Below are 21,948 nucleotides of genomic sequence, written 5' to 3' on the forward strand. Positions count from 1 at the left end.
TACGCCGAGTCCGTGAACGGCCCAAATTTCTGTGGGAGCTGGCTTGCCAGCGATGGCGGTGTGTCAGGCGGCATTGATGCTGAAGGTGCCGGCCCTTTCGCGGGCAAACCAGCTCCTGTAAGGGTCGACTTTCCTGGCGCAAAAACACGCCGCAATTGAGTAATAAAACTAACCAATAGGCGCAAAATAATTCCATTGATGTAGCGATATTTTTAACAATAATAAGCCCAAAGCCCATTTCGGATTCGCATCCGTCCTCGTACGTCTTATGGGCAATAAAAAGAGGAACCTCATCGTGTCCAGCCGTTCAGCGATTCAGCTCAGCGCACAAGGTATCAGCCAGTATTACGGTCGTTTCGCGGCGCTGGATAACGTCGATCTTGACGTTCGCCAAGGCGAATTTCTTACCCTGCTGGGTCCTTCCGGCTCGGGCAAAACCACCTTGCTGATGATCCTGGCCGGCTTCCTCAGCCCGACGTCGGGCAAGTTGATGGAGCAAGGCGTCGACATCATCAAGCGCTCCGCCGAGAAGCGGAACTACGGCATGGTGTTCCAGGGGTATGCGCTGTTCCCGCACATGACCGTGGCGGACAACGTCGCCTATCCGTTGCGCATCCGCAAAGTCGCGGCCGAAGAGCGCCAGCGTCGGGTCAAGCACATTCTTGAGGTGGTCGGCCTCGGTGCGCACATGCACAAGAAACCCGCTGAAATGTCCGGCGGCCAGCAACAGCGTGTGGCGATTGCCCGGGCGCTGGTGTTCGAACCGGAACTGCTGCTGCTCGACGAGCCACTGTCGGCGCTAGACAAGAACCTGCGCGAACAGCTGCAAACCGAATTGCAGCGCATCCACCGTCAGGTCGGGACCAGTTTCGTCTTCGTCACCCACGACCAGAACGAAGCCCTGGCCCTGTCGTCGCGCATCGCGATTTTCAACCATGGCAAGCTGACGCAGGTCGACACACCGGAAAACATCTACAACCGCCCCGAAAGCCGTTTCGTCGCCGAATTCCTTGGCAAGATGAACCTGTTCCCCCTGGCCGACATGTCCCGCAACGGCCCCACCGCCAGCGGCCGCTGCGGCACCAGTATCCTCCATGCCCTCGCCCCGGCCCCCCTGAGCAAAGAGCCCATCGTGCTGGCCGTGCGCCCCGAGCACATGGAACTGCACAGCGAGTGCCCGACCCGCGACGGCTACAACGTCATGCCTGCACAGCTCACCGACAAGGTCTATCAAGGCTCCAGCACTCATCTGGCCTTGAAGGTCGGCGGCGATACCTTGCCGATCAACCTCTCCGTGCCCGGCAACCACCCTGGCGCATCGATGCCCAGCGGTGCGCCGGTGTGGCTGAGCTGGCCGGTGCAGCAAAGCTTCCTGCTACAGGCCTGACACCGAAAAAATTTGCGTCACAAAGCTCTCTTCCAACGACAACAAAAAGGCCGGTGCCCACGCAGGTGCCCGCCGACTGAGGACTTGTCCATGCGCCAGGATCACCAACAAGACTGCATCGAAGTGCTTATCGAAAAGGCCCGTGACGGCCAGATCAACCGTCGCACCTTCATCCAGGCCATGGGTCTGCTGGCAGCGGTGCCCCTGGCACTGCGCAGCGGCATCAGCTGGTCGGCCGACAAGCCGCTGGTGGTGGTCAACTGGGGCGGTGATGCCCTGAATGCGTTCCGTTCGGCATGGACCGACACCTTCACCAAAAACACCGGCATTCAAGTGCGCATCGACGGCGCCGGCCCGACCGAGGGCGCGATCCGCTCGCAACTGGCCAGCGGCCAACCGAGCTGGGACGTGGTCGACGTCGAGAGCTACAGCGCCCTCGTGCTGGGCCGCGAAAAAATCCTGCAACCGCTGGACTACAACCTGATCAAGCGCGATCAGGTGGCCCCGGCGCTCGCCTCGGATTTCGGCATCGCCAGCTACCAGTTCAGCTACGTGATGGCTTGGGACAGTGCCAAATTCGGCGATAACGGCCCCAAGACCTGGGCCGATTTCTGGGACGTGAAAAAATTCCCCGGCAAACGCACCCTGTACAAATGGATGAACGGGATGCTCGAAGCGGCGCTGCTCGCCGACGGCGTACCGGCCGATCAGCTGTACCCGCTGGACGTGCCACGGGCAATGAAGAAGATCGACGAGATCAAACCTCACGTGCTGTCGTTCTGGAGCTCGGGCGCCGAGAGTCAGCAACTGATGGTCGACGGCGAAGTGTCGGTCGGCGCGATCTGGCACACCCGCGCCAAGCTGCTCAGCGAAGACACCGACAACCGCGTGCGCTGGAGCTTCGACAACGGCTTCATCAACTCCAGCAGTTGGGCGGTGCTTTCCGGCAACCCGGCCGGCACGCAACCGACGATGCAGTTCATCCAGCAAGCGTTGCAACCCGAAGGCCAGCTCAAACTCTTTGAACTGCTGGGCAACGGACCGTCGAACAGCGCCACGGAAAAAATGATGACGGCCAAGCAACTGGAAGCCAACTGCGCCTCCGAAGCCAACCTGAAAAAACAGATCGCCCTCAACTCCCAGTGGTACGCCGACAACTACTCCAAAGCCCTGGAAGAGTACCTGACGCGGCTGTCCAAGTGAGCCATCGATCATGACCATGACCTTGACGTCCACCTTGAGCAAACCCAAGCCCCGGTTCAGTTCGCCGGGCCTGGAGCGCGGTTTGCTGCTGTTTCCGCTGCCGGTGTTGCTGCTGATTTTCTACGTGCTGCCGTTTCTCGGCGTGGTCGGCTGGAGCTTCTCGCTGCCGACGCCAGGCATCGAGCAATACCAGCGCATCGCCACCGACCCGGCGATTCACGAAATGCTCTGGCGCACCCTGCGCCTGTGCATGACAGTCAGTTGCCTGGCCCTGGTGATCGGTTATCTGCTGGCGTACTGCTGGGTGTTCAGCCCGCCGTTCTGGCAACGGGTGGTGGAGATCTGCATCTTCATTCCGTTCTGGATTTCCGTGCTGGTGCGGGCCTTTGGCTGGTTGATCGCCCTGCGCAGCAACGGCGTACTCAACAACGGCCTGATGGGCATGGGATTGATCGATCAGCCACTGCAACTGAGCCGCAATGAGATAGGGGTGGTCATCGGCATGCTGCACGTGATGATCCCGTATGCCGTGTTCCCCCTGCTGTCGACCATGCGTCAGCTGGATCAACGTGTGCTCATGGCCTCGCGAGGCCTGGGTGCCGGTGCCCTGCGGACGTTCTGGCAGGTGCTGCTGCCGCAGACCCTGCCGGGAATACTGGGTGCCTTCATCATGGTCTTCGTGTTCTGCCTGGGCTTCTTCATCACCCCGGTGCTGTTGGGCGGCGGGCAAACGGTGATGATCGCCGAATACGTGTTCCTGCAAATGTTCCAGACCAGCAACTGGGGCCTGGGGGCGGCACTGAGCGTGGTGCTGCTGGCCCTGGTCATCGCGTTGATCTGGGTGTTGCTGAAAATGACCCGCGTGAACCGACTGGTAGGCTGAGATCACTATGAATACCCATCGCACAAGCCTGAGCACGCGGCTGCTGGCCGTGATCGCCATGGCCTTTATGCTGTTCCCGCTGCTGACGGTCATTCCGGTGTCCTTCACCAGCAAACGCTTCCTGTCGATGCCCGAGGGCAACTGGTCGCTGCGCCACTACGAGGCGCTGGTCAGCAACCCTGACTGGTTCCATGCCATCAGCCAGAGCCTGAGCATCGCGTTTGCCACCAGCATCATCGCCACGTTGCTGGCCGCCAGTTTCAGCCTCGGCATCTGGTACATGCGCTCGAAACTGGCCACGGCGCTGATCGGCCTGGTGCTGTTGCCGATGGCGATTCCGCCGGTGATCTCCGCGTTGGTGCTGTACTTCATGGAAACCAAACTCGGCAGCTACGCACCGGGGATCGGCTACGACACCCCGACCGGCGTGGTGATTGCCCATGTGATCATGGTCGTCCCTTACGGCGTGGTGACCATGCTGGTGGCCCTCAGCCAGATTGACCGTCGCATCGAACTGGCCTCGCGCAACCTCGGCGCCAGCCTGATGCAGACCACCTTCATGGTGATCCTGCCCAACCTGAAACTGGGCCTGGCCTCCACCGCGCTGCTGGGGTTCGCCCTGTCGTGGGAAGAGGTGGCGGTGACGCTGTTCATCACCAGCGTCAATGTCGACACCCTGCCCAAACGCATCTGGAGCGGCTTGCGCGATAACGTCGACCCGAGTGTCGCGGCGATTTCGGTGTTGTTGATCTCGCTGACCCTGCTGGTGCTGATCGGGCGGTTGGTGGTGCAGCATCTGGCGGACAAACGGGCGCAGAAGCTGTTGCATCGGTAAACACGTCGCAACCGAAAGCAAAAGCCCCGCTTCGTGATGAACGCGGGGCTTTTTGCATTTGCGCCGCCCCTGTAGGAGCGAGCTTGCTCGCGATGGCCTCACGGGCAACGCGTTCATCCAGCATGAACGTGTAATCGTTGACGTCCATCGCGAGCAGGCTCGCTCCTACAGGGCACCGCGTTCATCCAGCATGAACGTGTAATCGTTGACGTCCATCGCGAGCAGGCTCGCTCCTACAGGGCACCGCGTTTATCCCGCTTGAACGCGTAATCGTTGACTTCCATCGCGAGGCTCGCGCCTACAGAAGTGCAAAAAATGAACAGCCGCCTGTTGATCCGTGACAACGCCGCCCCGGTCCAATAGATTAGTCGGCCTGAAAAGGCCCCCGTGCTTTCTCGCCTCTATTCAAGTTAAAAGAAGTAGTGAATTTTCAATGTCCGATTCCAACACCGCTGAATCCGTAGTCACCTTGTCGTCCAAAGCGGAATACGAAAACTCCATCAATCTTTCACAACACGTGCCTCAGGCGAAAACCATCAGTGAGATGGTCCTGGACGCTTTTCAATCGAGCCGTGAAAGCGATCAGCTCCGTGAGCTGCGCGCCGCGATTCGCCAGGCCCACGACAGCTTCGACGATGACAAGGCCTACGAGCTGATGGGCCAGCTCAAGCAGCTCAAGGACGCCGAAGCGGCCGACATCGCAGCCCTGGAAGACCTGAGCAGCAAGTTCCCGATCAGCCGCATTCTCTCCAGCTTCAAGGACGACCCGGCGTTTCAGGAGATCGTTTACGGGCTGGCGTTGAAGGTGTTGAACCAGACGCACCAGGCCATCAGCAACCCGAGCAGCGGCAAGAGCAAGGCGGCGCGAGCCAAGAAAGAAGTCGAAGTGTTCACCATCAGCAAGGACGGCATGAGCGTGACCCTGCCGCTGCGCACCCCACGCTCGCGCTTGAACGTTGACCGTGAAGCCCTGGAATTCCTGGGCTTTACCTTCGTTGGCGAAGGCGATGAAGCGGAGCTGGAAAGCGAGACGTTCCTGGACAGCACGGGCGCGGAACAAGCGGTCAACCGCAAAAACATCATCACCGCCCTGCAGCAGCAAACCGCGTTCGACGGTTACAGCATCGCCGCGCAGTAATCCGCTACACCTTCGGCTTGCCCTGTAGTGAGGGGGCTTGCCTGTGGCGAGCGAGCTTGCTCGCGCTCGGCGGCGCAGCCGTCGTAAAACCGGTGAATGCGGTTTTTCTGAAATAACGCCGGTGACTGACTTGGGGCGGCTTCGCCACCCAGCGAGGGCAAGCCCCATCGCCACAGGCAAGCACCCTCGCCACAAGACCTCATCGCCTCATTTAAGAGCCCCGCCCCAGCGCGGGGCTTTTTATTGCCCGTGATTCCTCGCAATCCGCGATTACTCTTCCAGTATCGACGCCAGAACCACCTTCCCTTAACCCTTGAGCACCACGGGTCCGCCTGCGGGAAGGCGTCAACTCACTTTCCAGCTCAAGACCTCAGTGGTGCGATTGCTGAGGTCATCATGAACACGACGCCCTTGTATCGTCAGTTAGCCCACCATTACCTGGATGCCATCCGCAGCGGCACCCTGAAAACCGGTGAACGATTTCCCTCGATTCGGCTGATGATGGAAAAGCACGCCGTCAGCCTGTCGACCGCGGTGCAGGTGTGCCGCGAGCTGGAGGACTACGGGGTGCTGGAAGCACGGCCACGTTCCGGCAACTACATCCGCCAGCCCGACACACCGGTCAAACCCGCGCCCGCCGCCCCGCCACCCCCTCTGGACACCGGGATCTATGTCGGCATTCATGAACAGGTGTCCTCGGTGCTCAAGGCCAGTCAGCGGGCGACGATCAAGGTCAATTTCGCCAGTGCCTACTGCGCGCCGGAGCTGTACCCGATCAAGACCCTGCAAGACAACATGATCAAGGCGCTGCGTCACGATCAGCATTTGCTCGGTGCCGCCGGCCCGACCTGCGGCAACAGCGCATTGCGCAACATCCTGGCCCGCCGGGCGCTGACCACCAAGACCAACCTCACGGCCGATCGCATCGTGATCACCAACGGAGCCACCGAAGCAATCAATCTGGCATTGCGCGCCGTGACCCGGCCCGGCGACACCGTGGCCGTGGAATCGCCAACCTTTTACGGCCTGCTGCAAATTCTCGAAAGCCTGAATCTGCGGGTGCTGGAAGTCCCGGCCACGCCCCACAGCGGGATCAATCTGCTGGCCCTCGAACAACTGCTGCAAGGCCCGGAACCGATCAAGGCGCTGATCGTCATGCCCAACCTGCACAACCCGCTGGGCAGCGTCATGCCCGATGCCAACAAAGCGCGGCTGGTTCAGTTGTGCACCGAACACAACACCGTACTGATCGAAGACGACACCTACGGTGATCTGGTGGACACCGAGCAGCCGTTGTCCACGCTCAAGCACTGGGATAGCACCGGCAACCTGATCTATTGCGCCTCACTGAACAAAACCCTGGCACCGGGTCTGCGCCTGGGCTGGATCAGCGCCGGGAGATGGCACGACCGCGTGGAGATGCTCAAACACACCCAAACCCGTTGTTGCGAGGCGTTGTCGCAACTGGCGGTCAGTGCCTTCATGGGGACACCGTCCTACGAGCGTTACCTGCGGCGTTTGCGCAAAACCCTGACACAACAGCGCCAGCAGATGAGCGCAGCCATCACTCGCTACTTTCCCGAAGGCACCGGCGTGACCCACCCGCAAGGCGGTACGTTGCTGTGGGTGGAACTGCCGCGCGAGCACTCGGCCATGGCGTTTTTCCATGAGGCGCTGAAGGTCGGCATCCAGATTTCCCCTGGGGATATCTTTTCCAATGCCAAGCGTTTCAATCACTTCGTGCGCATTGGCTGCGGAGCGCCGTATTCAGCAAAAATCGACGAGGCACTGCAGACCTTGGGCCGTATCCTGAAGAGCCATGGCTAACCCACAGGGGATTGTCACTGAACACAGAATTCGAGCACGACTACCATCAACTGGGGGGGCTGGCTTGCCAGCGATGGCGGAGTGTCAGGCGGCATTGATGCTGAATGTGCCGGCCTCGTCGCGGGCAAGCCCGCTCCCACAGTGTTCGTGGATGTACGCCGAGTCCGTGAACGGCCCAAATTTCTGTGGGAGCTGGCTTGCCAGCGATGGCGTCGTGTCAGACACATCCATGTTGAATGTGCCGCCATCGCGAGCAGGCTCGCTCCTACTGGTTTGGGTGTTCTTCAGGTCGGGGACTGGTGCAGGCTGATGATGTGCGGGTCGTCGTTCCAGTGCGGGAAGCGCTCGGCGATCAGTGGGTCGTGACCGGGAATCACGTGGTCTTCGCTGTCGGCCAGGCGGTCGATTTCGCTGAAGGCTTCAAGGGTCTGCGCCAGGTCGTCGAGGATCGGGAACGGGCTGCGCTCACGGATGTTGACCCACAAATGCGCGGCGTCCGAGGCCAGCACGATCCATCCTCGCGCGGTATTGACCCGCACCACCTGACTGCCGGGCGTATGCCCTCCCACGGGGTGCAGCGTCACACCGGGCATCACCTCGACTGTACCGCTGTGCAAGCGCATCCGCCCTTCGAACAACGGCGGCAGCGCCGACATCACATCGTCGACCTCGTAGGTCTTATTCACCGTGCGATGAGCCATTTTCGGCCCGGTGCAGAAGCGCAGTTCCGCTTCCTGCAGATGCACCGTGGCCTTGGGAAACAGCGCGAGATTGCCGGCGTGGTCCCAGTGCAGATGCGTCAGGATCAGGTGCTCGACCTGCGCCGGATCGATGTCCAGTTGCCGCAGGGATTCTTCCGGCAAACGATACATCTGACGATTGCGCCGATCCGCCGTGGCCGGTTGAAAACAGGTGTCGACCACGATCACCTGCTGCTCGTTGCGGATGACCCAGAAGTAGTAGTCCAGCGGCATCGGCGCATTGGGATCACCGCAGCAGGCGTCGTAAAGGAAATTCTCCCGTGCGGTGCGCTGGGCGTTAGCGCCGACACGGATGGCGAACACTTCGTACACAGGAACTGACATGGGCGCCTCCGGGTTCAGGCCGCTGCGGTGGTTTTGAGGGTCGGACGAAAATCGAAATCGATCTGCTCGCTGATGCCCAGATCCTGCGCCAGACGATGCAGACCGCTGTAGTCGCGCATGATGGTGGCGTTCTTGTTGCTCTCGCGGGTGTCGGCAATGATCAACGCGGCGTCTTCGACCCCAAGCTGCGTCAGAATCGCCTCCCACATCGAGTAGTCCTGGGCGATAAAGGCACTCAGCGCCTGCGATAAGGTGCGTGCGAAAAATGCCTGCTGAGGCGGCTGCATGTTGGCGTACATCACCTTGGCCACTTCGGCCAGCACCTTGCTGTGGGCGTACTCGTCGCGGTTGTGCTGTTCGGCCACGCGACGGTTTTGCGGCTGGATGGTCTGGTCGTCCGCCAGCAGGTCCAGATAGGCGTTGACGCTGATCTCGGCCACCACCGCAAAGGTGATCGCCGCCAGATCCTTCTGCCATTGCTCGGTCAGCGTTTCACGCAGGGCCAGCAGGCGTAGATAAGTGACGGACGGCGGCAAGTCCAGATCCTGATCCAGCGCCCGCTCCAGCCTGGTCCGTTCGATGGCCCGCAGGTGCATCAGCGTGTGGTAATGCTCGTCGATCAGGGTTTGCTGCATCGCCTCGCGAAAATGCCAGTCGTCCTTGCCCAGGTACTGGTTGGCAATGACGCTCAGCGCCGGATTCACGACGTGTTCTTCGGCGGTGACGGTGCGCAGGTTGTAGCCGATCCAGCCCCAGGTCACCACGCGGCTCTTGAGCGCTTCGCTCAAGGCCTGGAACTTGGGGTGATGGAAAAACGGCACCATGCCCTCGGGGTAATCCGGGCGCGCCGGGTCGAACACTTCATCGACCGACCACTTGTCCGGCGAGCAGACGGTGGCGCGCCGGGTCCAGGCCTGATTGAGCCGCACGATCAGTTGATGATCGACCTTGGCGATCTCGATTGCTGTTTGCATGACGCGATACCTGTAAGACGCGTACCCACAAGGGGTACGCCAAAAGAATGAAGGGCGACGGAAAAATCAGGCCAGCCAATAGCGGGTCAGGTGGCGCGCCGGGTCAGTGTAACGGCTGCGGGCGTGGATCATCCGCCAGTTGTCCCAAATCAGCATGCACCCGTCGGGTATCAGCACCGGAATGTTGTGCTCGACGAAATACGCCTCGCCGAGTGCTGCAAATCGGGCCAGGGGCGAGGTGCTGTTGGTGACCCGGGATTGCTGCAAGGCTTCCTTGGAAGGATTCACATCGCCGTAGTGAAACTGGTTGTAACTGAAGCGGAAAATGTCGCCCTCCTCTGTCGGCGTGAGGATGTATTCCTTGACCCGGCACTGTGCGGGTTCGCCGGGTTTGGCGGTGGCGACGAACTCCACCGGCGTGTCATTCAACCACTCGCGCAACTCCGGTTCACTGCGTTCCAGGGACTTCAGGAATTCGTAACCGTCCACCAGCCCGGTGTGCCCGCCACCGCAGGTCGCCTGCTTGTGACAATGCAGGGCCAGGTAACGCGGTGGCGGTCCGTATACCGGCGCTTCGGTATGCGGGCCGATGCCGTTCATGCTCTGGGAGTACGGCAAGTCTTCGTAGCCCGGCTTGCGGGTGATGGCAAAGGCCACTTGCCCGTTGAACTGCGGAATGACCGGACCGAACTCATGCAATGTGCCGGTCACGTCATGGGCGAATTCGCCGGGGGTCAGGACAGTCCAGCCACGGGTCGACAATTCTTCATGGCGATGATCGAGTGAGACGTAAGGTTTGGACGCAACAATCCCTTGATTTGGCATGGTGTGATTCCTGGCGGTTGATCAGGCGTTTACGGTTGAGGTGTACGCGGCAATGAACTGGCGACAGGCATCACCCGGTCGATAGTGCTGCTCATCGATGCTCTGCACGGGGGTGATTTCGGCGGCGGTGCCGGTGAGAAAACACTCATCGAAGTCGCCCAGTTGCGCAGGCAGAATCGTCGCTTCGACCACCTGGTAATCCAGGGCCCTGGCCAGCTCGATCACGGTCTGCCGGGTAATGCCGTTGAGGAAACAGTCGGGCATCGGCGTGTACAGCGTCCGGCCTTTGACGAAGAACACGTTGGCGCTGGTGGCTTCGGCGACGTGGCCGCGCCAGTCGAGCATCATGGCGTCGTGGTAACCGCTGTTTTCCGCGTCGTGCTTGCTCAGTGTGGCGATCTGGTAATGCCCGGACGCCTTGGCCTCAAAAGGGCTGCTGCTCGGCGGTGGACGTCGCCAGGTGGCGGTCTTCAACCGGATACCGGCCATGCGCGCCGCCGGATCGAAATAGCTCGGCCATTGCCAGCAAGCGATGGCCACATGCACACGGTTGAAGCGCGCCGAGGTGGAAATCATCTCGCTGCCACGCCAGGCCACGGGTCGCAGGTAACCGTCGCTGACGTTGTTGCGTTGCAGCAGTTCATGGCTGGCCGCTTCCAGTTCGGCCAGTTCGAACGGAATGGCGAAATCCATCAATTGCGCCGAGCGATACAGACGCTCACTGTGTTCGCGCAGCTTGAAGATCTTGCCGTTGTAGACGCGCTCCCCTTCATACACCGTGCTCGCGTAATGCAAGCCGTGACTGAGCACATGCAGGCGCGCTTGCGACCACTCGACGAACTCGCCGTCGAGCCAGATCCATCCTTCGCGTTGATCAAACGGGATACCACTCATGTCCTTGTCTCCCCTGTGTTCAAGATTCGTCCTACGCCGTTTGCAGCAGGACCGGTATCAATTCGGGCGCTGACTCAAGCAACCGTTCAGGCTCGTTCTGAAAGAAAAACCTTCGCTCGCCAAAGGCGGGTTGCAAGTCATCGAACCAGGTCACCTGCGGGTCGAAGCGCGCGTAAAAGGTGCGCAACACCCATTGCGGATCCCGGGCCTGGAGGAACTGCAGGACAAAGACTTTTTCCCCGGCGACGGTCTCGATGCCGTTGATCAGCACCTTGCCGTAGAAGGTGCTCATGGACGGCCCGCGCACCGTGCGCGCCAGGCCCGACACCGTGCGGTACGCGGCCTGGAAGATTTCGAATGCCCGGGCCAGCGGCATCGCGAAGTAATGGCTGGGGCCGGTGTCGCGCTCGACGAACATGTAATACGGCACCGCCCCGAGCCGAACGCCTTCGGTCCACAGCGCCGCCCAATCGGCAGGGTTTTCGTTGATGTGGCGGATCACCGGCGCCTGCATGCGCAGGGTGGCGCCCGTGGAGCGGATGCGCTCGACAGCCTGACGGGCGATGTCCTGGCGAATCTCCACCGGGTGGTTGTAGTGGCCCATGATCGACAGGTTTTTCCCTGCCGCGACGATCCGTTTGAACAGCGTCAGCAGCTGCGGCGCGTCCTTGTCGCTGACGAATCGTTGCGGCCAATAGGCCACCGACTTGGTACCGATGCGGATGCTTTTCAGGTGGGGCAGTTCCAGCAGTGGCTCGATGTACCCGGCCAGGGATCGGCTGTTCATGATCAGCGGGTCGCCGCCGGTGATCAGCACATCGGTGACCTCGGTGTGTACTCGCAGGTAACTCACCAGTTCCTGGGATTCGCGCGCATTGAACTTGAGTTCTTCTTCGCCGATGAACTGCGCCCAACGGAAACAGAAGGTGCAGTACGCATGACACGTCTGACCGGCACCGGGGAAAAACAGCACGGTCTCGCGGTACTTGTGCTGAATGCCTGGCAGGACTTTTCCGTCGAGGGTGACGCCGTTGTGCGTCAGTTGCCCTGCCGGGTGCGGGTTCATGCGCAGCCAGATCGCTTCGATCCGCCGCTTGATGGCGACGCTGTCGTCTAGCTCGATCAACTGCTTGAGCGATTGGTACTCGTCTGGCAGCAGCATGTCCTTGTGGGGAAAGGTCATGCGGAAAATCGGATCGTCCGGAATGTTGTTCCAGTCGATCAGTGTCCCCAGTACGTATTCGTTGGTGCGAAACGGCATGACCCGGGCCACCACGGTCATGGCCTCCTGCAACGCCGGCGTCAGCCGCTGCCAGTAAGGCGTGTCGCGGATGGTGCGGGAATTATAGGGTTTGTATCTTTCGTGCTCCGACAGTCCTTGCATGGCAGCGCTCCTGGTCTGTGCTGGCGGTGGTTACTGGATGGCTGGCGCTTTGCGCTCTATGTCCATCCATGCCCGGACGCTGTCGCGATCCCATTGGCGCTGCACATACGCCGCCAGTCGCGCCGGGACCGGATCACCATTGGCAACCAGTCGGTTGAGCATGATCGCCAGGTCGGTGTCGGCAATGCTCCAGTCGCCAAACAGGTGCTCGGCGCCCTCCTCCAGCAAGCGGTCCGCCACAAAGAACAACCGGTCGACCGCGGCCCGGGCCTCGTCGGACAGCGGATTGTCTTTTTTGCCGAAGTACACAAGATCGAACGGGCGCTCCCTGCGCACCACGAGCAGATCGCTGCGCAACCAGGCCTGCAGTTGACGGGCCCGGGCGCGTTGCTTGATGTCTTGCGGGTAAATTCTTTTTGAACCTGGAGCGAGCTCCTCCAGATATTCGGCAATGGCTGAAGATTCCGAAAGCGCAAAACCTTCGTGAACCAGTGCAGGGATTTTGCAAGTTAGAGAAAGATTCCTATAACTTTCGAGATAGTTTTCACGGGCCTTTAAATCCAGCGTGATCAAGTCAAATGAAAGTTGCTTCTCCTTTAAAGCCACAAACGCCGACATGGCAAAAGCGCTGACATAATCCGCACCCAGATACAGCTTTAACTTCGTACTTTCCATAGAACGCTCCCTTGCACCAAACACATTAATCCGTTGCATTTGAGGCGATCGTAGTAAGTTGATTAAGTGCTGAACAGATACAGAAATTATCTGTTTCTATCGATACAGAAATCAGCGCACATCAATCGCCAAAGAGCATTTTTGAGGTGTACAAAAAAAAATGGGAGTCAGCGTAGGCGGACTCCCTGGTGTGCAACTGAGAAGAAATTACAGCGGGCGAGGTATCAGGCCAACGTTGGCGGCGTGATTGGATAGCAATGCCATCTGCGGCATGTTGCTGAGGTTGAGCATGGCCAGCGGCTCGGTGGTGCTGGTGTTGACGAAGCCGTGACGGGTCCAGGCCGGCACCAGCAATACATCCCCGGCACCGATGTTTACCTCCTCTGCATCCCCCAGGGACAAGGCGCCGCTGCCGGACTGGATGATAAACAGATGCCACCAGGCATGGACATGGCCATCGAGCGTTGAACCCGGCACCAGCCATTGCATGGACACCGCCATGCCGGGTGTCAGTTGGCAACCTTCGACAGTGTTATCGTGGGCCAGCGCAACAATATCGACGTCGCTGGCCTCAAGGGCCTGACGCATATCGCCAAGTTCAGCACTTTTCCACACACGAGGTTTGATCGGCTGCCGATCCAGACTTTGGCGAAAGTCCTTATATGAAAAAAACGCACCCTGAACGTTATTCATTAGCTGTTTCCAACTTATTCTGCCGAATTGAGTTACCCGACCTTAGGCCAACCCTTCAACAGTGTAAAGCCGGACAACTTCATTTATAACGCCGACGGGCGCAGCGCCACGATCATATCAACTTCAATGGCCGCATTTTTCGGCAATTGATAAACACCGACTGTGGTGCGTGTATGTTTCCCGGCATCACCCAGTACATGACTGAACACATCCGACGCACCGTTGGCGACTTCACTGAGGTCGACAAAATCGGCCGTGGACTTCACATACACTGTTATGCGGATCAAGGATTTGATCTTGTCCAGCGAACCAATGGCATCCACGATCAGCGCCAATCCCCGCATTGCACTGATGCTGGCGGCCGCTTGCGCATCCGCCATGTTGAGCTCCAGTCCGACCCGTCCCGGGTAGTGGATTTTGCCGTTCATGCGCGGCACCAGACCGCTGATATACAGTTCATCGTGATGACGAATCAGCGGCGCGTAATGCCCGCCTGCGGTGTTCTCGCCGTAGATGTCGTAGTCGAATTCCCGTGCCAGAGCGATGAAGCGCTCATCACAGGTCATGTGTTCACTCATTGACGTAACCCTCTTGATCAATACTGCAAAAAACATCGATCGCTGCTGCTTGATCCAGGACTCAACCCACAGCCCTTGTCGGCGCTGCCAGGCCGGTGATCCCAACACTTGATTCAATGGCCTCGGCCAGACGTGACAGGTCCAGGCTGAGGCGCTCGTACTGCTCGTTGAACAACACGATGTGGCCGATGAACGAGAAGTTGTCTTTCACCAGTGCACTGACCGAATCACCGATGCGCTTGGTCAGCACCGCTTCCACCAGTTCGATGTTCAGCGACCGGGCCAGCGACTGGATGTCCGGAACATCCCGCAGGATGCCGCCAGCGTTCGCTCGCAACAGGCGTATGCCGCAGTAGCCGCGCGGCACGGGATCATGGCTGTCGACGTGGCCTTCCACGGCCCAGCGGACCCAGCGCTCCCACGGGTCGAAATCGATGAACGCCTTACGTGCCAGGTCCCAGATGTGCATGCCACCCGGGCGCATGTTGGTTTCCACGGCCGAGGTGCGGTGATTGGCCCTGTGGAAGACTTCGTTGTGCCAGGCCCCGTTGTGCTGCGATACCAACCCGGCCATGTGCCGGCCGGCGGCCATCAGCCGAGCCTGTGCGTCCGCCGGCAAAGGCGCGGGCACCACTTGCTGGATCTCGGCGCGGTAGGCGCCGTCGGTGGTGGTTTTCTCGGTGATCCAGGTACTTCCCGCGACATGGTCCCAGCTGTATTCCCGGGCGTTCTGGATCAACTCTTCGAGCACGATGCCGCCCTCGCGATAGGGCTTGAGGGCCTGCCATGCCTCGTCGCACTCGGACGGGTGCCGAATGACCCGGCAACCGCGGCTGGCTCCTTCACAGGCAGGCTTGATGAACGCCTTGCCGCCCATTTCGATCACGCGCTGACGCAGTTCCGGAAGGCTTGTGATCCGGGTGGAAACGATCGGCCGATAATCCTCGGGTGCCGCAGTCGCCGTCGCTTCGAGTTGGCGGAAGATCTGTTTGTCCAGGCCCGCCCGCGCCTCGGCCGGGGTGATGCCGGGCAGGCCGAAATGGCTGGCCAGCGCCGCACCGAGTACTACACCGCGATCGGAAAACGGCAGCACGCCGATGAGTTTCCAGCGATCGGCATTCAGGCAACCGACCACCAGTTCGAGAGAGGCCGGAACGTCTTTCTCGGCCAGCGATGTACTGCACACGTGATCGGCGACCTGATCGTCCCCGGGCTGGATCTTCTCGACCAGCAGGATGAGCCGCGCGTTGTACAACGACTTGCACAGTTCGCGCAGCTTCGGGATATCGTGGACCCGACTGCCGTTGTACCCCACCACTACTACGCATGAAGTCGTATTCATAAAATCCCCGACTTGCAAAATGAAAACCGAAACGGCGATGACTCAGTCATGCAGCGACGCGATTGATTTACGGTTGAGCCAGTACCAGACCAGAATCCCGCCCGCGCCGATGGCCGCCAGCACCAGCGCGTTGTAGGGCGGCGGCATGACCCGCATGATCAACACGGTCAACCCGGCGCCGACCCCCAGGGACACTTCCTTGACGAACATGTTGTTCTGCTTGACCGAGAAATAGTCGAGGTGACTGAACGCACACTCGGCGATGGACAGCACCGCCACCCAGACCAGCGCGCCGACCAGGGTTTCGACGTGGAACGCCGCCGGTGAAGACAGCACCGCGAAACCGATGACGATGATGGCGATCACTGTCAGCACCTTGAAGCGTCCGGTGCGCTCGATCAGTTTCATGACCGGCACCTGCGCGAACACCACCACGGCGCTGTTGAGGATCAGCATCAGCCCGTACCAGCCCGGCAGTTCGCCGGTCTTGAGCAGGATCGCTTGCGGCAGGATCGAGAACACGCCAAACAGCTTGATGCCCATGATGACGCCGGCGATGACCCACGGCAGTTTGTTGCGCCAGCCGCTGCCTTCCTGGCCGGCGGGACGGGCCACCACGGGGTCGCAGGTGAAGGTCGCCCCCATGGCGATGGGAAGGCAAAGCAGGACAAAACCGGCGGCGCCGAGGAAAAACATGGCCGGGGTCAGCAGTGGCGACAGCAGGATCAGCCCTGCCAGCAGGCTGCCCATGTTCATGGCAACCCGGTTATAGGCCGCGCCTTCCTTGGTCTGTGCCGCTTCGCTCTTGATCAGGTAACCGGCAATGGCAATGCCGTAGGCAAACAACGCCGCGGCAAACATGACCACGCCCTGGTTGTGGGTGACGGCCAACAGCACCAGGCCGGCGGCAGCGCACAACAGCGTGACGCTCAAGGAACGGCGACCGAGCACCAGTAACGTCAACGGCAGCAGCAGCAACAAGGCCCGATACCCCAGGGCCAGAATGCTGTTGGTGGCGGTGTCGAGCCAGACGTTGGCCTTGCCCAGCACCGCGAACAGCGCAACGGCCGTGATGATTCGAATGGTGAACAACCGCAGGTTGATCACCGGTTTCGCCACGACAACGGTTGTTTCTAAACTCATGCAGCACCTCATGACCCTTGGCGACTGAACGACCGGCAACAGGTCGACAATCCGAAAACTCTCCAAAGCGATGGTAGAAAGAGATGCTTGTCTTGATCAGAGCAAGTTCGTATAGAATCAAACGAACTTTACTGCCGGAGAGACCAGTAAAATGCAGGCTCAGCGAGCAGTGATCGCCGCTATCGAGTTCCAGCCAGGTGTGCCGCTGGTCCAGCAAATCGTCGATCAACTAACCGTGGCGATCAGTCAGGGCGGCCTGCCCCACGGCTCCAGGCTGCCGCCGATTCGCGAACTCTCCGACTTGATGCACGTGGGCAAGTCCACGGTGGTCGACGCCCTGGACCGCTTGCGGGCCAAGGGCCTGGTGGTTTCCCGCCAGGGTTCCGGGCACTACGTGCACCGTTCCAGCAGCACCCTGCCAGCCAACGCCGGGCCGGACCTGCTCCCGCAAGACACCCTCAGCGTGGTCCGCCGCGCGGTGCTACTGGACAATGGCAAGCTGCGCCCGGGGGCCGGTTTTCTGCCGTCCTCGTGGTTGCCTGCCGAAGAATTGCTCAAGGCCGTGCGCGGAACGCTTCGCGCGACCAGCTTGCGCATGGGCGAATACGGCAACGCCAGCGGTTACCTGCCATTGCGCCAGGCCTTGCGGGTCAAGATGTCGACCTTGGGCATCGAGGCGCCGGTGGAGCAGATCATCACCACCGCCAACACCGTCCAGGCCATCGACATGCTGATGCGCCTGCTGGTCAAACCCGGCGACACGGTGCTCCTCGACGACCCGTGTTACTTCACGATGCACACCAATCTGGCCTGGCATGGCGTGAAGGTCATTACCATCCGCCGCGAGTGCGACGGCATGGACCTGGACGCGTTCGAGCAATTGCTGATCACCCATCGTCCCGTGCTCTACATGACCAACAATGCCCTGCACAACCCGACCGGGCACTCGTTCACCTCGGCCCAGGTTTACCGCCTGGTGGAGCTGAGCCATCGCTACAACTTCCACATCCTCGAAGACGATTTGTACTGCGACATGCAGCAACGCCGAACGCCGCGCCTGGCCGCGAGCGGGCTGGACAATGTCTCTTACGTCTCCGGGTTTTCCAAGACCCTGACCGCCAATAGCCGCGTCAGCTTCGCGGTGCTGTCACCGCAACTGGCGGCGCGGATGGTGACGCTGAAAATGGCCTGCGGCGGCATGACCTCGGAGATGGCCGAGCAGATCATCTGCACCATGCTCAGCGATGGCAGCTACGCCAAACACATGCGCCGCACCGTGGACCGGCTCTACGAGTCGAACAGCCGGGTGGCGGCATGGCTGGGCGAAGCCGGGTGTTCGGTGTCGTCGCTGCCGGGGGAAGGGTTGTACATCTGGACCCGACTGCCAGAGGGATTCAAAGCCGAGTGCCTGGCCAGAAAGGGTCTGGAAATTGACCTGGTACTGGCACCGGGAACCATGCTCAGCAAAGCGGCGGATGCCAATCAGTTTCTGCGCTTCAACGTGGCACACAGTGATCATGTGCAGGTGCGGGAGCGGTTTTTCCGGTTGTTGGACATGCCGCACAAATAACTGACTGTCTTCGATCCTGTGGGAGCGGGCTTGCCCGCGAAAGGGCCGTCACATTCAGTTTCAATGTCGCCTGACCCACCGCCATCGCGGGCAAGCCCGCTCCCACAGGGGGGGTCGGTGTGCAATAAGATCCCCGGCCATCAGATCGCCACGATTGCCGACCTCATCCTGACTGACTAACTTTGCCCGTCGCTGCCAATTCAGCGACCGGGCCTGAGAACCCGGGTAAGATACGAGCGCACAAGCGCCACCAATCACGATTGCCGGCGTTTTTTTTATGCCTGCACACTCGTGCAATGGCGGCTGTGCGTGGGAGACCTTCGGGTCTGCCGGATCCCGTATCTCCGGTTTCTCAGCCCACGCACAGCTGCCACCCATTCGCCTGAGAACGAACGTGGCAGCTCTCAACTTTAAACGGGAGCTTTACTCATGAACGCTATTGGTCTGTCTGCTTCAAACGTCATCAACCACCTCCAAGCCAACAGGAGGTGAATCCCAATGACCATTCCACAAGACCTGAAAACCATCGGCCTCACCCCCTTCTCCTACCACGCCAACGCCTCGCTGTTCCGCATTAACGCCGGCGTCCCGGTAATCGCCGCCCTCTCCCACGCTTCCGACCTGCTCCACCTCGCCAAACTCCTCGCCTCAGACGCCACCATGGTCCGCGACTCCGACCGACACGCCTGGGCCTCGCACTTCTTGCAGGACATGAGCAAGGCCATCATCGATGACGTGGTGAAAGTGCTCGATGCACCGTGCAACAACCGCGCATAAATGAAAAAGCCCCGCGATTCTTTTGAATGCGGGGCTTTCAGCTATTCGTTGTCTCGATCAAACCACTGCCAGTCGATCTACCATATCCGGGAATTTCTCAACCAGTCTGATCAACAAGGCCGCCTGAGCGTTAGGCTTTGATTTTTCCTGCTCCCAGTTTCTCAAGGTACTGGGGCTAGTGCGAATTCGCTTGGCGAAAACGGCTTGGGACATGTGTAACTTTTCCCTTAGTGCAACGATTTCCTGCGCTCCCACCTCTGGAGCCGGAATGTCCTCCACAGTCGTATTGCGCAACGTAATCTTGCCTTCGCGTTGAGCCGCCATCTCGTCAACGCCTTGCATCAACTCTGCAAACAGGTCGCGCTTTTTCATGGGGTACCTCGTACTTTCAACTCTGTCTCTATGGCTTTCTTGAGCGCCTTCTCTTGGTCAGCAGTCAAATTCTCAAGCTCATCTTTGTCATAAATTGCAAACATCCAGAACTGGCCATCATTCATAAGCCAATAATAGATAACCCGCAAGCCACCTCGCTTGCCTTTCCCCCGGCGCTCATCGGCCCAGCGTAGCTTTCGGAAACCTCCCGTACGAGGCATCACATCGCCCGCGTGCGGATTCAGCTGCATGTGGCTTTGTAGCGCACGATACTCATCGTCCGTCAGATAATTGCCAACGGTGGCGGTAAAGGATGTGGTTTCGAAGAATACGGTTCGCATCGCGCGACTATAGGCAATTTGCCTATAGTCGCGCAATACAATGAGCCATCTCTTGATGAACTTGCCGACAGTCTTGACCGACAGACAGCAACCCAACAAAAAGCCCCGCGCTTCTCTCGAAGGCGAGGCTTTTCAATTCAGCTTCTGAACCTTAAGGCGCGTACGTCAGCAACAGCTCGGTCGGCACTTTGAAGTCCAGGGACATCATCACGCTCAGCGCGGTAATGGTGAAGATCGAGAACACGAACAGCTTGCGTGCCCAGACCGTGTCATCCACTGCCTTGTAGCCGGTCCAGGCCATGTACAGCCAGTACATGCCCATGGCCGCGGCGACGGCGAGGTAGCTCATGCCGGCGTAGCCGCTGAAGGTCAACATCAAGGTCGCCACGAGGAAGGCCAGGATGTAGATCAGGATGTGCTTCTTGGCCACTTCGATTCCGCGCTTGACCGGCAGCACCGGGATCGATGCGGCCAGGTAATCGTTGAAGCGGAAGATCGCGATGGCGTAGGAATGCGGCATCTGCCACAGGCTGAACATCACCAGCAGGGTCAACGCAGCCATGTCGAAGGTGTTGCTCACGGCCACGTAACCGATTACCGGCGGCATGGCGCCCGACAGACTGCCCACCAGCGTGCCGTGAACCGACTTGCGCTTGAGGTACAGGCTGTAGAAGCCGACGTAGATGACGAAACCGATCACCGCGAACAGCGCAGCCAACGGGTTGGCCACCTTGTACAACAGCGCAACGCCGGCGACACCCAGGACGGTCGCGTAGATCAGGGCCAGTTTCAGGGAGATCAGGCCCTGGACCAGCACCCGGTTCTTGGTGCGTTCCATCTTCAGGTCGATGTCGCGGTCGATGCAGTTGTTGAACACGCAACCGGAGGCGACCACCAGGGACGTGCCGATCATGGCGGCCAGGAAGATGGCCAGATCGACATGCCCTTTGGAGGCCAGGAAAAATCCGCCTGCCACAGAAAGCACGTTACCGAAAATGATCCCCGGTTTGGTGATTTGGATAAAGTGCTTAAAGGACATCCGGACTTACCTCACTTCGCCATCATGAACGTGTGGATGCTGAACATGATCCACAGCGACAGACCTACCAGCAGGACAATCACGATCGCGGCGAAAACAAACGCAATCACGTTGTTACGCTGCGCGGCCGAACGGTCCAGGTGCAGGAAGTACACCAGGTGCACCAGCACCTGGATGACGGCCATGGCGACGACGATCATCAGGGTGATCGACTTCGGCAGCGTCGGGAACATGACCAGACCGAACGGGATCAGGGTCAGGATCACCGACAGGATGAAGCCGATGCCGTAGGACTTGACGCTGCCGTGACCGGCGTCGTCGTGACCATTGTGGGAATGAGCTGCGTTAGCCATTTACATAGTCCCCATCAGATAAACAACCGTGAATACGCAGATCCACACCACGTCCAGGAAGTGCCAGAACAGGCTCAGGCAGCTCAGACGGGTCTTGTTGGTCGCCGTCAGGCCGTTTTTCTGCACCTGATACATCATGATCGCCATCCAGATCAGACCGCTGGTCACGTGCAGACCGTGGGTGCCGACCAGGGTGAAGAACCCGGACAGGAAGCCGCTGCGGTTAGGACCGTAGCCTTCGGAGATCAGCATGTGGAACTCGTTGATCTCCATGCCGATGAAGCCGGCACCGAACAGGAAGGTCATGGCCAGCCAGCCCAGGACCTGCTTCTTGTTGCCACGGAAGAACGCCAGCATGGCGAAGCCGTAGGTGATCGAACTGAACAACAGCAGAGCGGTTTCGCCCAGCACGTATGGCAGTTCGAAGATGTCGTGGCCCGACGGGCCACCCGCTACGTTGTTAACCAGTACCGCGTACGCTGCGAAGATCGACGCAAACAGAATGCAGTCGGTCATCAGGTAGAGCCAGAAACCGAATACGGTCATCTCGCCCGAGTCGTGGTGGTGGTCATCGTGCCCATGGTCATGACCATGGGCGTGTCCAACATTGGTCACTAAGTTCGACATGGT

General features: G+C 59.8%; 23 protein-coding genes. 8 read left to right on the forward strand and 15 right to left on the reverse strand.

Annotation, left to right across the window (positions count from 1 at the left end):
* The first annotated feature begins 295 nt into the window (after positions 1 to 295).
* From ACVWYU_RS11405 to ACVWYU_RS11430, 6 genes are all read left to right on the forward strand, one after another.
* Entirely contained in the window at positions 296 to 1,387 is a 1,092-nt protein-coding gene (locus ACVWYU_RS11405; protein WP_247255947.1) for an ABC transporter ATP-binding protein, read from the forward strand.
* Positions 1,388 to 1,477: 90 nt separating this feature from the next.
* Complete coding sequence (locus ACVWYU_RS11410) at positions 1,478 to 2,590, forward strand: ABC transporter substrate-binding protein (protein WP_457372714.1); 1,113 nt, start codon at positions 1,478 to 1,480, stop codon at positions 2,588 to 2,590.
* 10 nt (positions 2,591 to 2,600) lie between these two features.
* Positions 2,601 to 3,473, forward strand: a complete 873-nt coding sequence (locus ACVWYU_RS11415; RefSeq protein WP_457372715.1) for an ABC transporter permease — start codon at positions 2,601 to 2,603, stop codon at positions 3,471 to 3,473.
* A 7-nt stretch (positions 3,474 to 3,480) separates the two neighbouring features.
* Positions 3,481 to 4,308, forward strand: coding sequence for an ABC transporter permease (locus ACVWYU_RS11420; protein ID WP_090316387.1), 828 nt, complete (start codon positions 3,481 to 3,483; stop codon positions 4,306 to 4,308).
* Positions 4,309 to 4,741: 433 nt separating this feature from the next.
* Entirely contained in the window at positions 4,742 to 5,446 is a 705-nt protein-coding gene (locus tag ACVWYU_RS11425) for a hypothetical protein (RefSeq protein ID WP_457372716.1), read from the forward strand.
* Between the two features lie 396 nt (positions 5,447 to 5,842).
* The gene (locus tag ACVWYU_RS11430; protein ID WP_457372717.1) at positions 5,843 to 7,273 is read left to right on the forward strand and encodes an aminotransferase-like domain-containing protein; all 1,431 of its coding nucleotides are present in this window, start codon (positions 5,843 to 5,845) and stop codon (positions 7,271 to 7,273) included.
* A 284-nt stretch (positions 7,274 to 7,557) separates the two neighbouring features.
* Here the strand turns inward: ACVWYU_RS11430 and ACVWYU_RS11435 are convergent, their stop codons facing one another.
* From ACVWYU_RS11435 to ACVWYU_RS11480, 10 genes are all read right to left on the reverse strand, one after another.
* Complete coding sequence (locus ACVWYU_RS11435) at positions 7,558 to 8,358, reverse strand: N-acyl homoserine lactonase family protein (RefSeq protein ID WP_090316378.1); 801 nt, start codon at positions 8,356 to 8,358, stop codon at positions 7,558 to 7,560.
* A 14-nt stretch (positions 8,359 to 8,372) separates the two neighbouring features.
* On the reverse strand, positions 8,373 to 9,332 hold the full coding sequence (locus ACVWYU_RS11440) for a diiron oxygenase (protein ID WP_457372718.1): 960 nt from the start codon (positions 9,330 to 9,332) through the stop codon (positions 8,373 to 8,375).
* Between the two features lie 66 nt (positions 9,333 to 9,398).
* Positions 9,399 to 10,157 (reverse strand): TauD/TfdA family dioxygenase, encoded by a 759-nt coding sequence (locus tag ACVWYU_RS11445; protein WP_457372719.1) that lies wholly within the window; start codon positions 10,155 to 10,157, stop codon positions 9,399 to 9,401.
* A gap of 21 nt (positions 10,158 to 10,178) precedes the next feature.
* The gene (locus ACVWYU_RS11450; protein ID WP_457372720.1) at positions 10,179 to 11,051 is read right to left on the reverse strand and encodes a branched-chain amino acid aminotransferase; all 873 of its coding nucleotides are present in this window, start codon (positions 11,049 to 11,051) and stop codon (positions 10,179 to 10,181) included.
* A gap of 31 nt (positions 11,052 to 11,082) precedes the next feature.
* Positions 11,083 to 12,435 (reverse strand): KamA family radical SAM protein, encoded by a 1,353-nt coding sequence (locus ACVWYU_RS11455; RefSeq protein WP_248914398.1) that lies wholly within the window; start codon positions 12,433 to 12,435, stop codon positions 11,083 to 11,085.
* 30 nt (positions 12,436 to 12,465) lie between these two features.
* A complete protein-coding gene (gene yfcF / locus ACVWYU_RS11460) occupies positions 12,466 to 13,110 on the reverse strand; it encodes a glutathione transferase (protein WP_457372721.1) in 645 nt (214 codons plus the stop codon).
* Between the two features lie 207 nt (positions 13,111 to 13,317).
* Complete coding sequence (locus ACVWYU_RS11465; protein WP_457372722.1) at positions 13,318 to 13,803, reverse strand: cupin domain-containing protein; 486 nt, start codon at positions 13,801 to 13,803, stop codon at positions 13,318 to 13,320.
* A gap of 83 nt (positions 13,804 to 13,886) precedes the next feature.
* A complete protein-coding gene (locus tag ACVWYU_RS11470; protein WP_090316359.1) occupies positions 13,887 to 14,381 on the reverse strand; it encodes a RidA family protein in 495 nt (164 codons plus the stop codon).
* 61 nt (positions 14,382 to 14,442) lie between these two features.
* Positions 14,443 to 15,723 carry an ATP-grasp domain-containing protein gene (locus tag ACVWYU_RS11475; protein ID WP_247255958.1) on the reverse strand — a complete coding sequence of 427 codons (1,281 nt, stop codon included), beginning with the start codon at positions 15,721 to 15,723 and terminating at the stop codon, positions 14,443 to 14,445.
* Between the two features lie 42 nt (positions 15,724 to 15,765).
* Positions 15,766 to 16,866, reverse strand: coding sequence for an MFS transporter (locus tag ACVWYU_RS11480; RefSeq protein ID WP_090316354.1), 1,101 nt, complete (start codon positions 16,864 to 16,866; stop codon positions 15,766 to 15,768).
* Between the two features lie 151 nt (positions 16,867 to 17,017).
* Between ACVWYU_RS11480 and ACVWYU_RS11485 the strand changes: the two genes are divergently transcribed.
* A complete protein-coding gene (locus ACVWYU_RS11485) occupies positions 17,018 to 18,436 on the forward strand; it encodes an aminotransferase-like domain-containing protein (RefSeq protein ID WP_090316351.1) in 1,419 nt (472 codons plus the stop codon).
* A 498-nt stretch (positions 18,437 to 18,934) separates the two neighbouring features.
* On the forward strand, positions 18,935 to 19,213 hold the full coding sequence (locus ACVWYU_RS11490) for a DUF3077 domain-containing protein (RefSeq protein ID WP_457372723.1): 279 nt from the start codon (positions 18,935 to 18,937) through the stop codon (positions 19,211 to 19,213).
* A 57-nt stretch (positions 19,214 to 19,270) separates the two neighbouring features.
* Here ACVWYU_RS11490 and ACVWYU_RS11495 read toward each other — a convergent pair whose 3' ends face one another.
* The 5 genes from ACVWYU_RS11495 to ACVWYU_RS11515 form a co-directional block, all read right to left on the reverse strand.
* Positions 19,271 to 19,585, reverse strand: a complete 315-nt coding sequence (locus ACVWYU_RS11495) for a helix-turn-helix domain-containing protein (RefSeq protein ID WP_008060552.1) — start codon at positions 19,583 to 19,585, stop codon at positions 19,271 to 19,273.
* Positions 19,582 to 19,926, reverse strand: a complete 345-nt coding sequence (locus ACVWYU_RS11500; RefSeq protein WP_457372724.1) for a toxin — start codon at positions 19,924 to 19,926, stop codon at positions 19,582 to 19,584. Before ACVWYU_RS11500 ends, ACVWYU_RS11495 begins: the two co-directional genes overlap by 4 nt.
* 151 nt (positions 19,927 to 20,077) lie before the next feature.
* Positions 20,078 to 20,965, reverse strand: coding sequence for a heme o synthase (gene cyoE / locus ACVWYU_RS11505; RefSeq protein WP_090316345.1), 888 nt, complete (start codon positions 20,963 to 20,965; stop codon positions 20,078 to 20,080).
* Positions 20,966 to 20,976: 11 nt separating this feature from the next.
* Positions 20,977 to 21,318 (reverse strand): cytochrome o ubiquinol oxidase subunit IV, encoded by a 342-nt coding sequence (gene cyoD / locus ACVWYU_RS11510; protein WP_090316342.1) that lies wholly within the window; start codon positions 21,316 to 21,318, stop codon positions 20,977 to 20,979.
* Positions 21,319 to 21,945, reverse strand: coding sequence for a cytochrome o ubiquinol oxidase subunit III (locus tag ACVWYU_RS11515; RefSeq protein ID WP_090316339.1), 627 nt, complete (start codon positions 21,943 to 21,945; stop codon positions 21,319 to 21,321).
* Positions 21,946 to 21,948: the final 3 nt, after the last annotated feature.

Source organism: Pseudomonas sp. TE12234 (genome assembly GCF_054061835.1).

Excerpts from the sequence above, each read along its gene's own strand:
- ACVWYU_RS11475 (WP_247255958.1), bottom strand. The coding sequence starts at position 15,723 with ATGAATACGACTTCATGCGTAGTAGTGGTGGGGTACAACGGCAGTCGG.
- ACVWYU_RS11465 (WP_457372722.1), bottom strand. The coding sequence starts at position 13,803 with ATGAATAACGTTCAGGGTGCGTTTTTTTCATATAAGGACTTTCGCCAA.
- ACVWYU_RS11485 (WP_090316351.1), top strand. The coding sequence starts at position 17,018 with ATGCAGGCTCAGCGAGCAGTGATCGCCGCTATCGAGTTCCAGCCAGGT.
- ACVWYU_RS11495 (WP_008060552.1), bottom strand. The coding sequence starts at position 19,585 with ATGAAAAAGCGCGACCTGTTTGCAGAGTTGATGCAAGGCGTTGACGAG.
- ACVWYU_RS11415 (WP_457372715.1), top strand. The coding sequence starts at position 2,601 with ATGACCATGACCTTGACGTCCACCTTGAGCAAACCCAAGCCCCGGTTC.
- cyoD (WP_090316342.1), bottom strand. The coding sequence starts at position 21,318 with ATGGCTAACGCAGCTCATTCCCACAATGGTCACGACGACGCCGGTCAC.
- ACVWYU_RS11515 (WP_090316339.1), bottom strand. The coding sequence starts at position 21,945 with ATGTCGAACTTAGTGACCAATGTTGGACACGCCCATGGTCATGACCAT.
- ACVWYU_RS11470 (WP_090316359.1), bottom strand. The coding sequence starts at position 14,381 with ATGAGTGAACACATGACCTGTGATGAGCGCTTCATCGCTCTGGCACGG.
- ACVWYU_RS11420 (WP_090316387.1), top strand. The coding sequence starts at position 3,481 with ATGAATACCCATCGCACAAGCCTGAGCACGCGGCTGCTGGCCGTGATC.
- ACVWYU_RS11430 (WP_457372717.1), top strand. The coding sequence starts at position 5,843 with ATGAACACGACGCCCTTGTATCGTCAGTTAGCCCACCATTACCTGGAT.
- yfcF (WP_457372721.1), bottom strand. The coding sequence starts at position 13,110 with ATGGAAAGTACGAAGTTAAAGCTGTATCTGGGTGCGGATTATGTCAGC.
- ACVWYU_RS11435 (WP_090316378.1), bottom strand. The coding sequence starts at position 8,358 with ATGTCAGTTCCTGTGTACGAAGTGTTCGCCATCCGTGTCGGCGCTAAC.
- ACVWYU_RS11455 (WP_248914398.1), bottom strand. The coding sequence starts at position 12,435 with ATGCAAGGACTGTCGGAGCACGAAAGATACAAACCCTATAATTCCCGC.
- ACVWYU_RS11450 (WP_457372720.1), bottom strand. The coding sequence starts at position 11,051 with ATGAGTGGTATCCCGTTTGATCAACGCGAAGGATGGATCTGGCTCGAC.
- ACVWYU_RS11445 (WP_457372719.1), bottom strand. The coding sequence starts at position 10,157 with ATGCCAAATCAAGGGATTGTTGCGTCCAAACCTTACGTCTCACTCGAT.
- cyoE (WP_090316345.1), bottom strand. The coding sequence starts at position 20,965 with ATGTCCTTTAAGCACTTTATCCAAATCACCAAACCGGGGATCATTTTC.
- ACVWYU_RS11410 (WP_457372714.1), top strand. The coding sequence starts at position 1,478 with ATGCGCCAGGATCACCAACAAGACTGCATCGAAGTGCTTATCGAAAAG.
- ACVWYU_RS11480 (WP_090316354.1), bottom strand. The coding sequence starts at position 16,866 with ATGAGTTTAGAAACAACCGTTGTCGTGGCGAAACCGGTGATCAACCTG.
- ACVWYU_RS11500 (WP_457372724.1), bottom strand. The coding sequence starts at position 19,926 with ATGCGAACCGTATTCTTCGAAACCACATCCTTTACCGCCACCGTTGGC.
- ACVWYU_RS11440 (WP_457372718.1), bottom strand. The coding sequence starts at position 9,332 with ATGCAAACAGCAATCGAGATCGCCAAGGTCGATCATCAACTGATCGTG.
- ACVWYU_RS11425 (WP_457372716.1), top strand. The coding sequence starts at position 4,742 with ATGTCCGATTCCAACACCGCTGAATCCGTAGTCACCTTGTCGTCCAAA.
- ACVWYU_RS11490 (WP_457372723.1), top strand. The coding sequence starts at position 18,935 with ATGACCATTCCACAAGACCTGAAAACCATCGGCCTCACCCCCTTCTCC.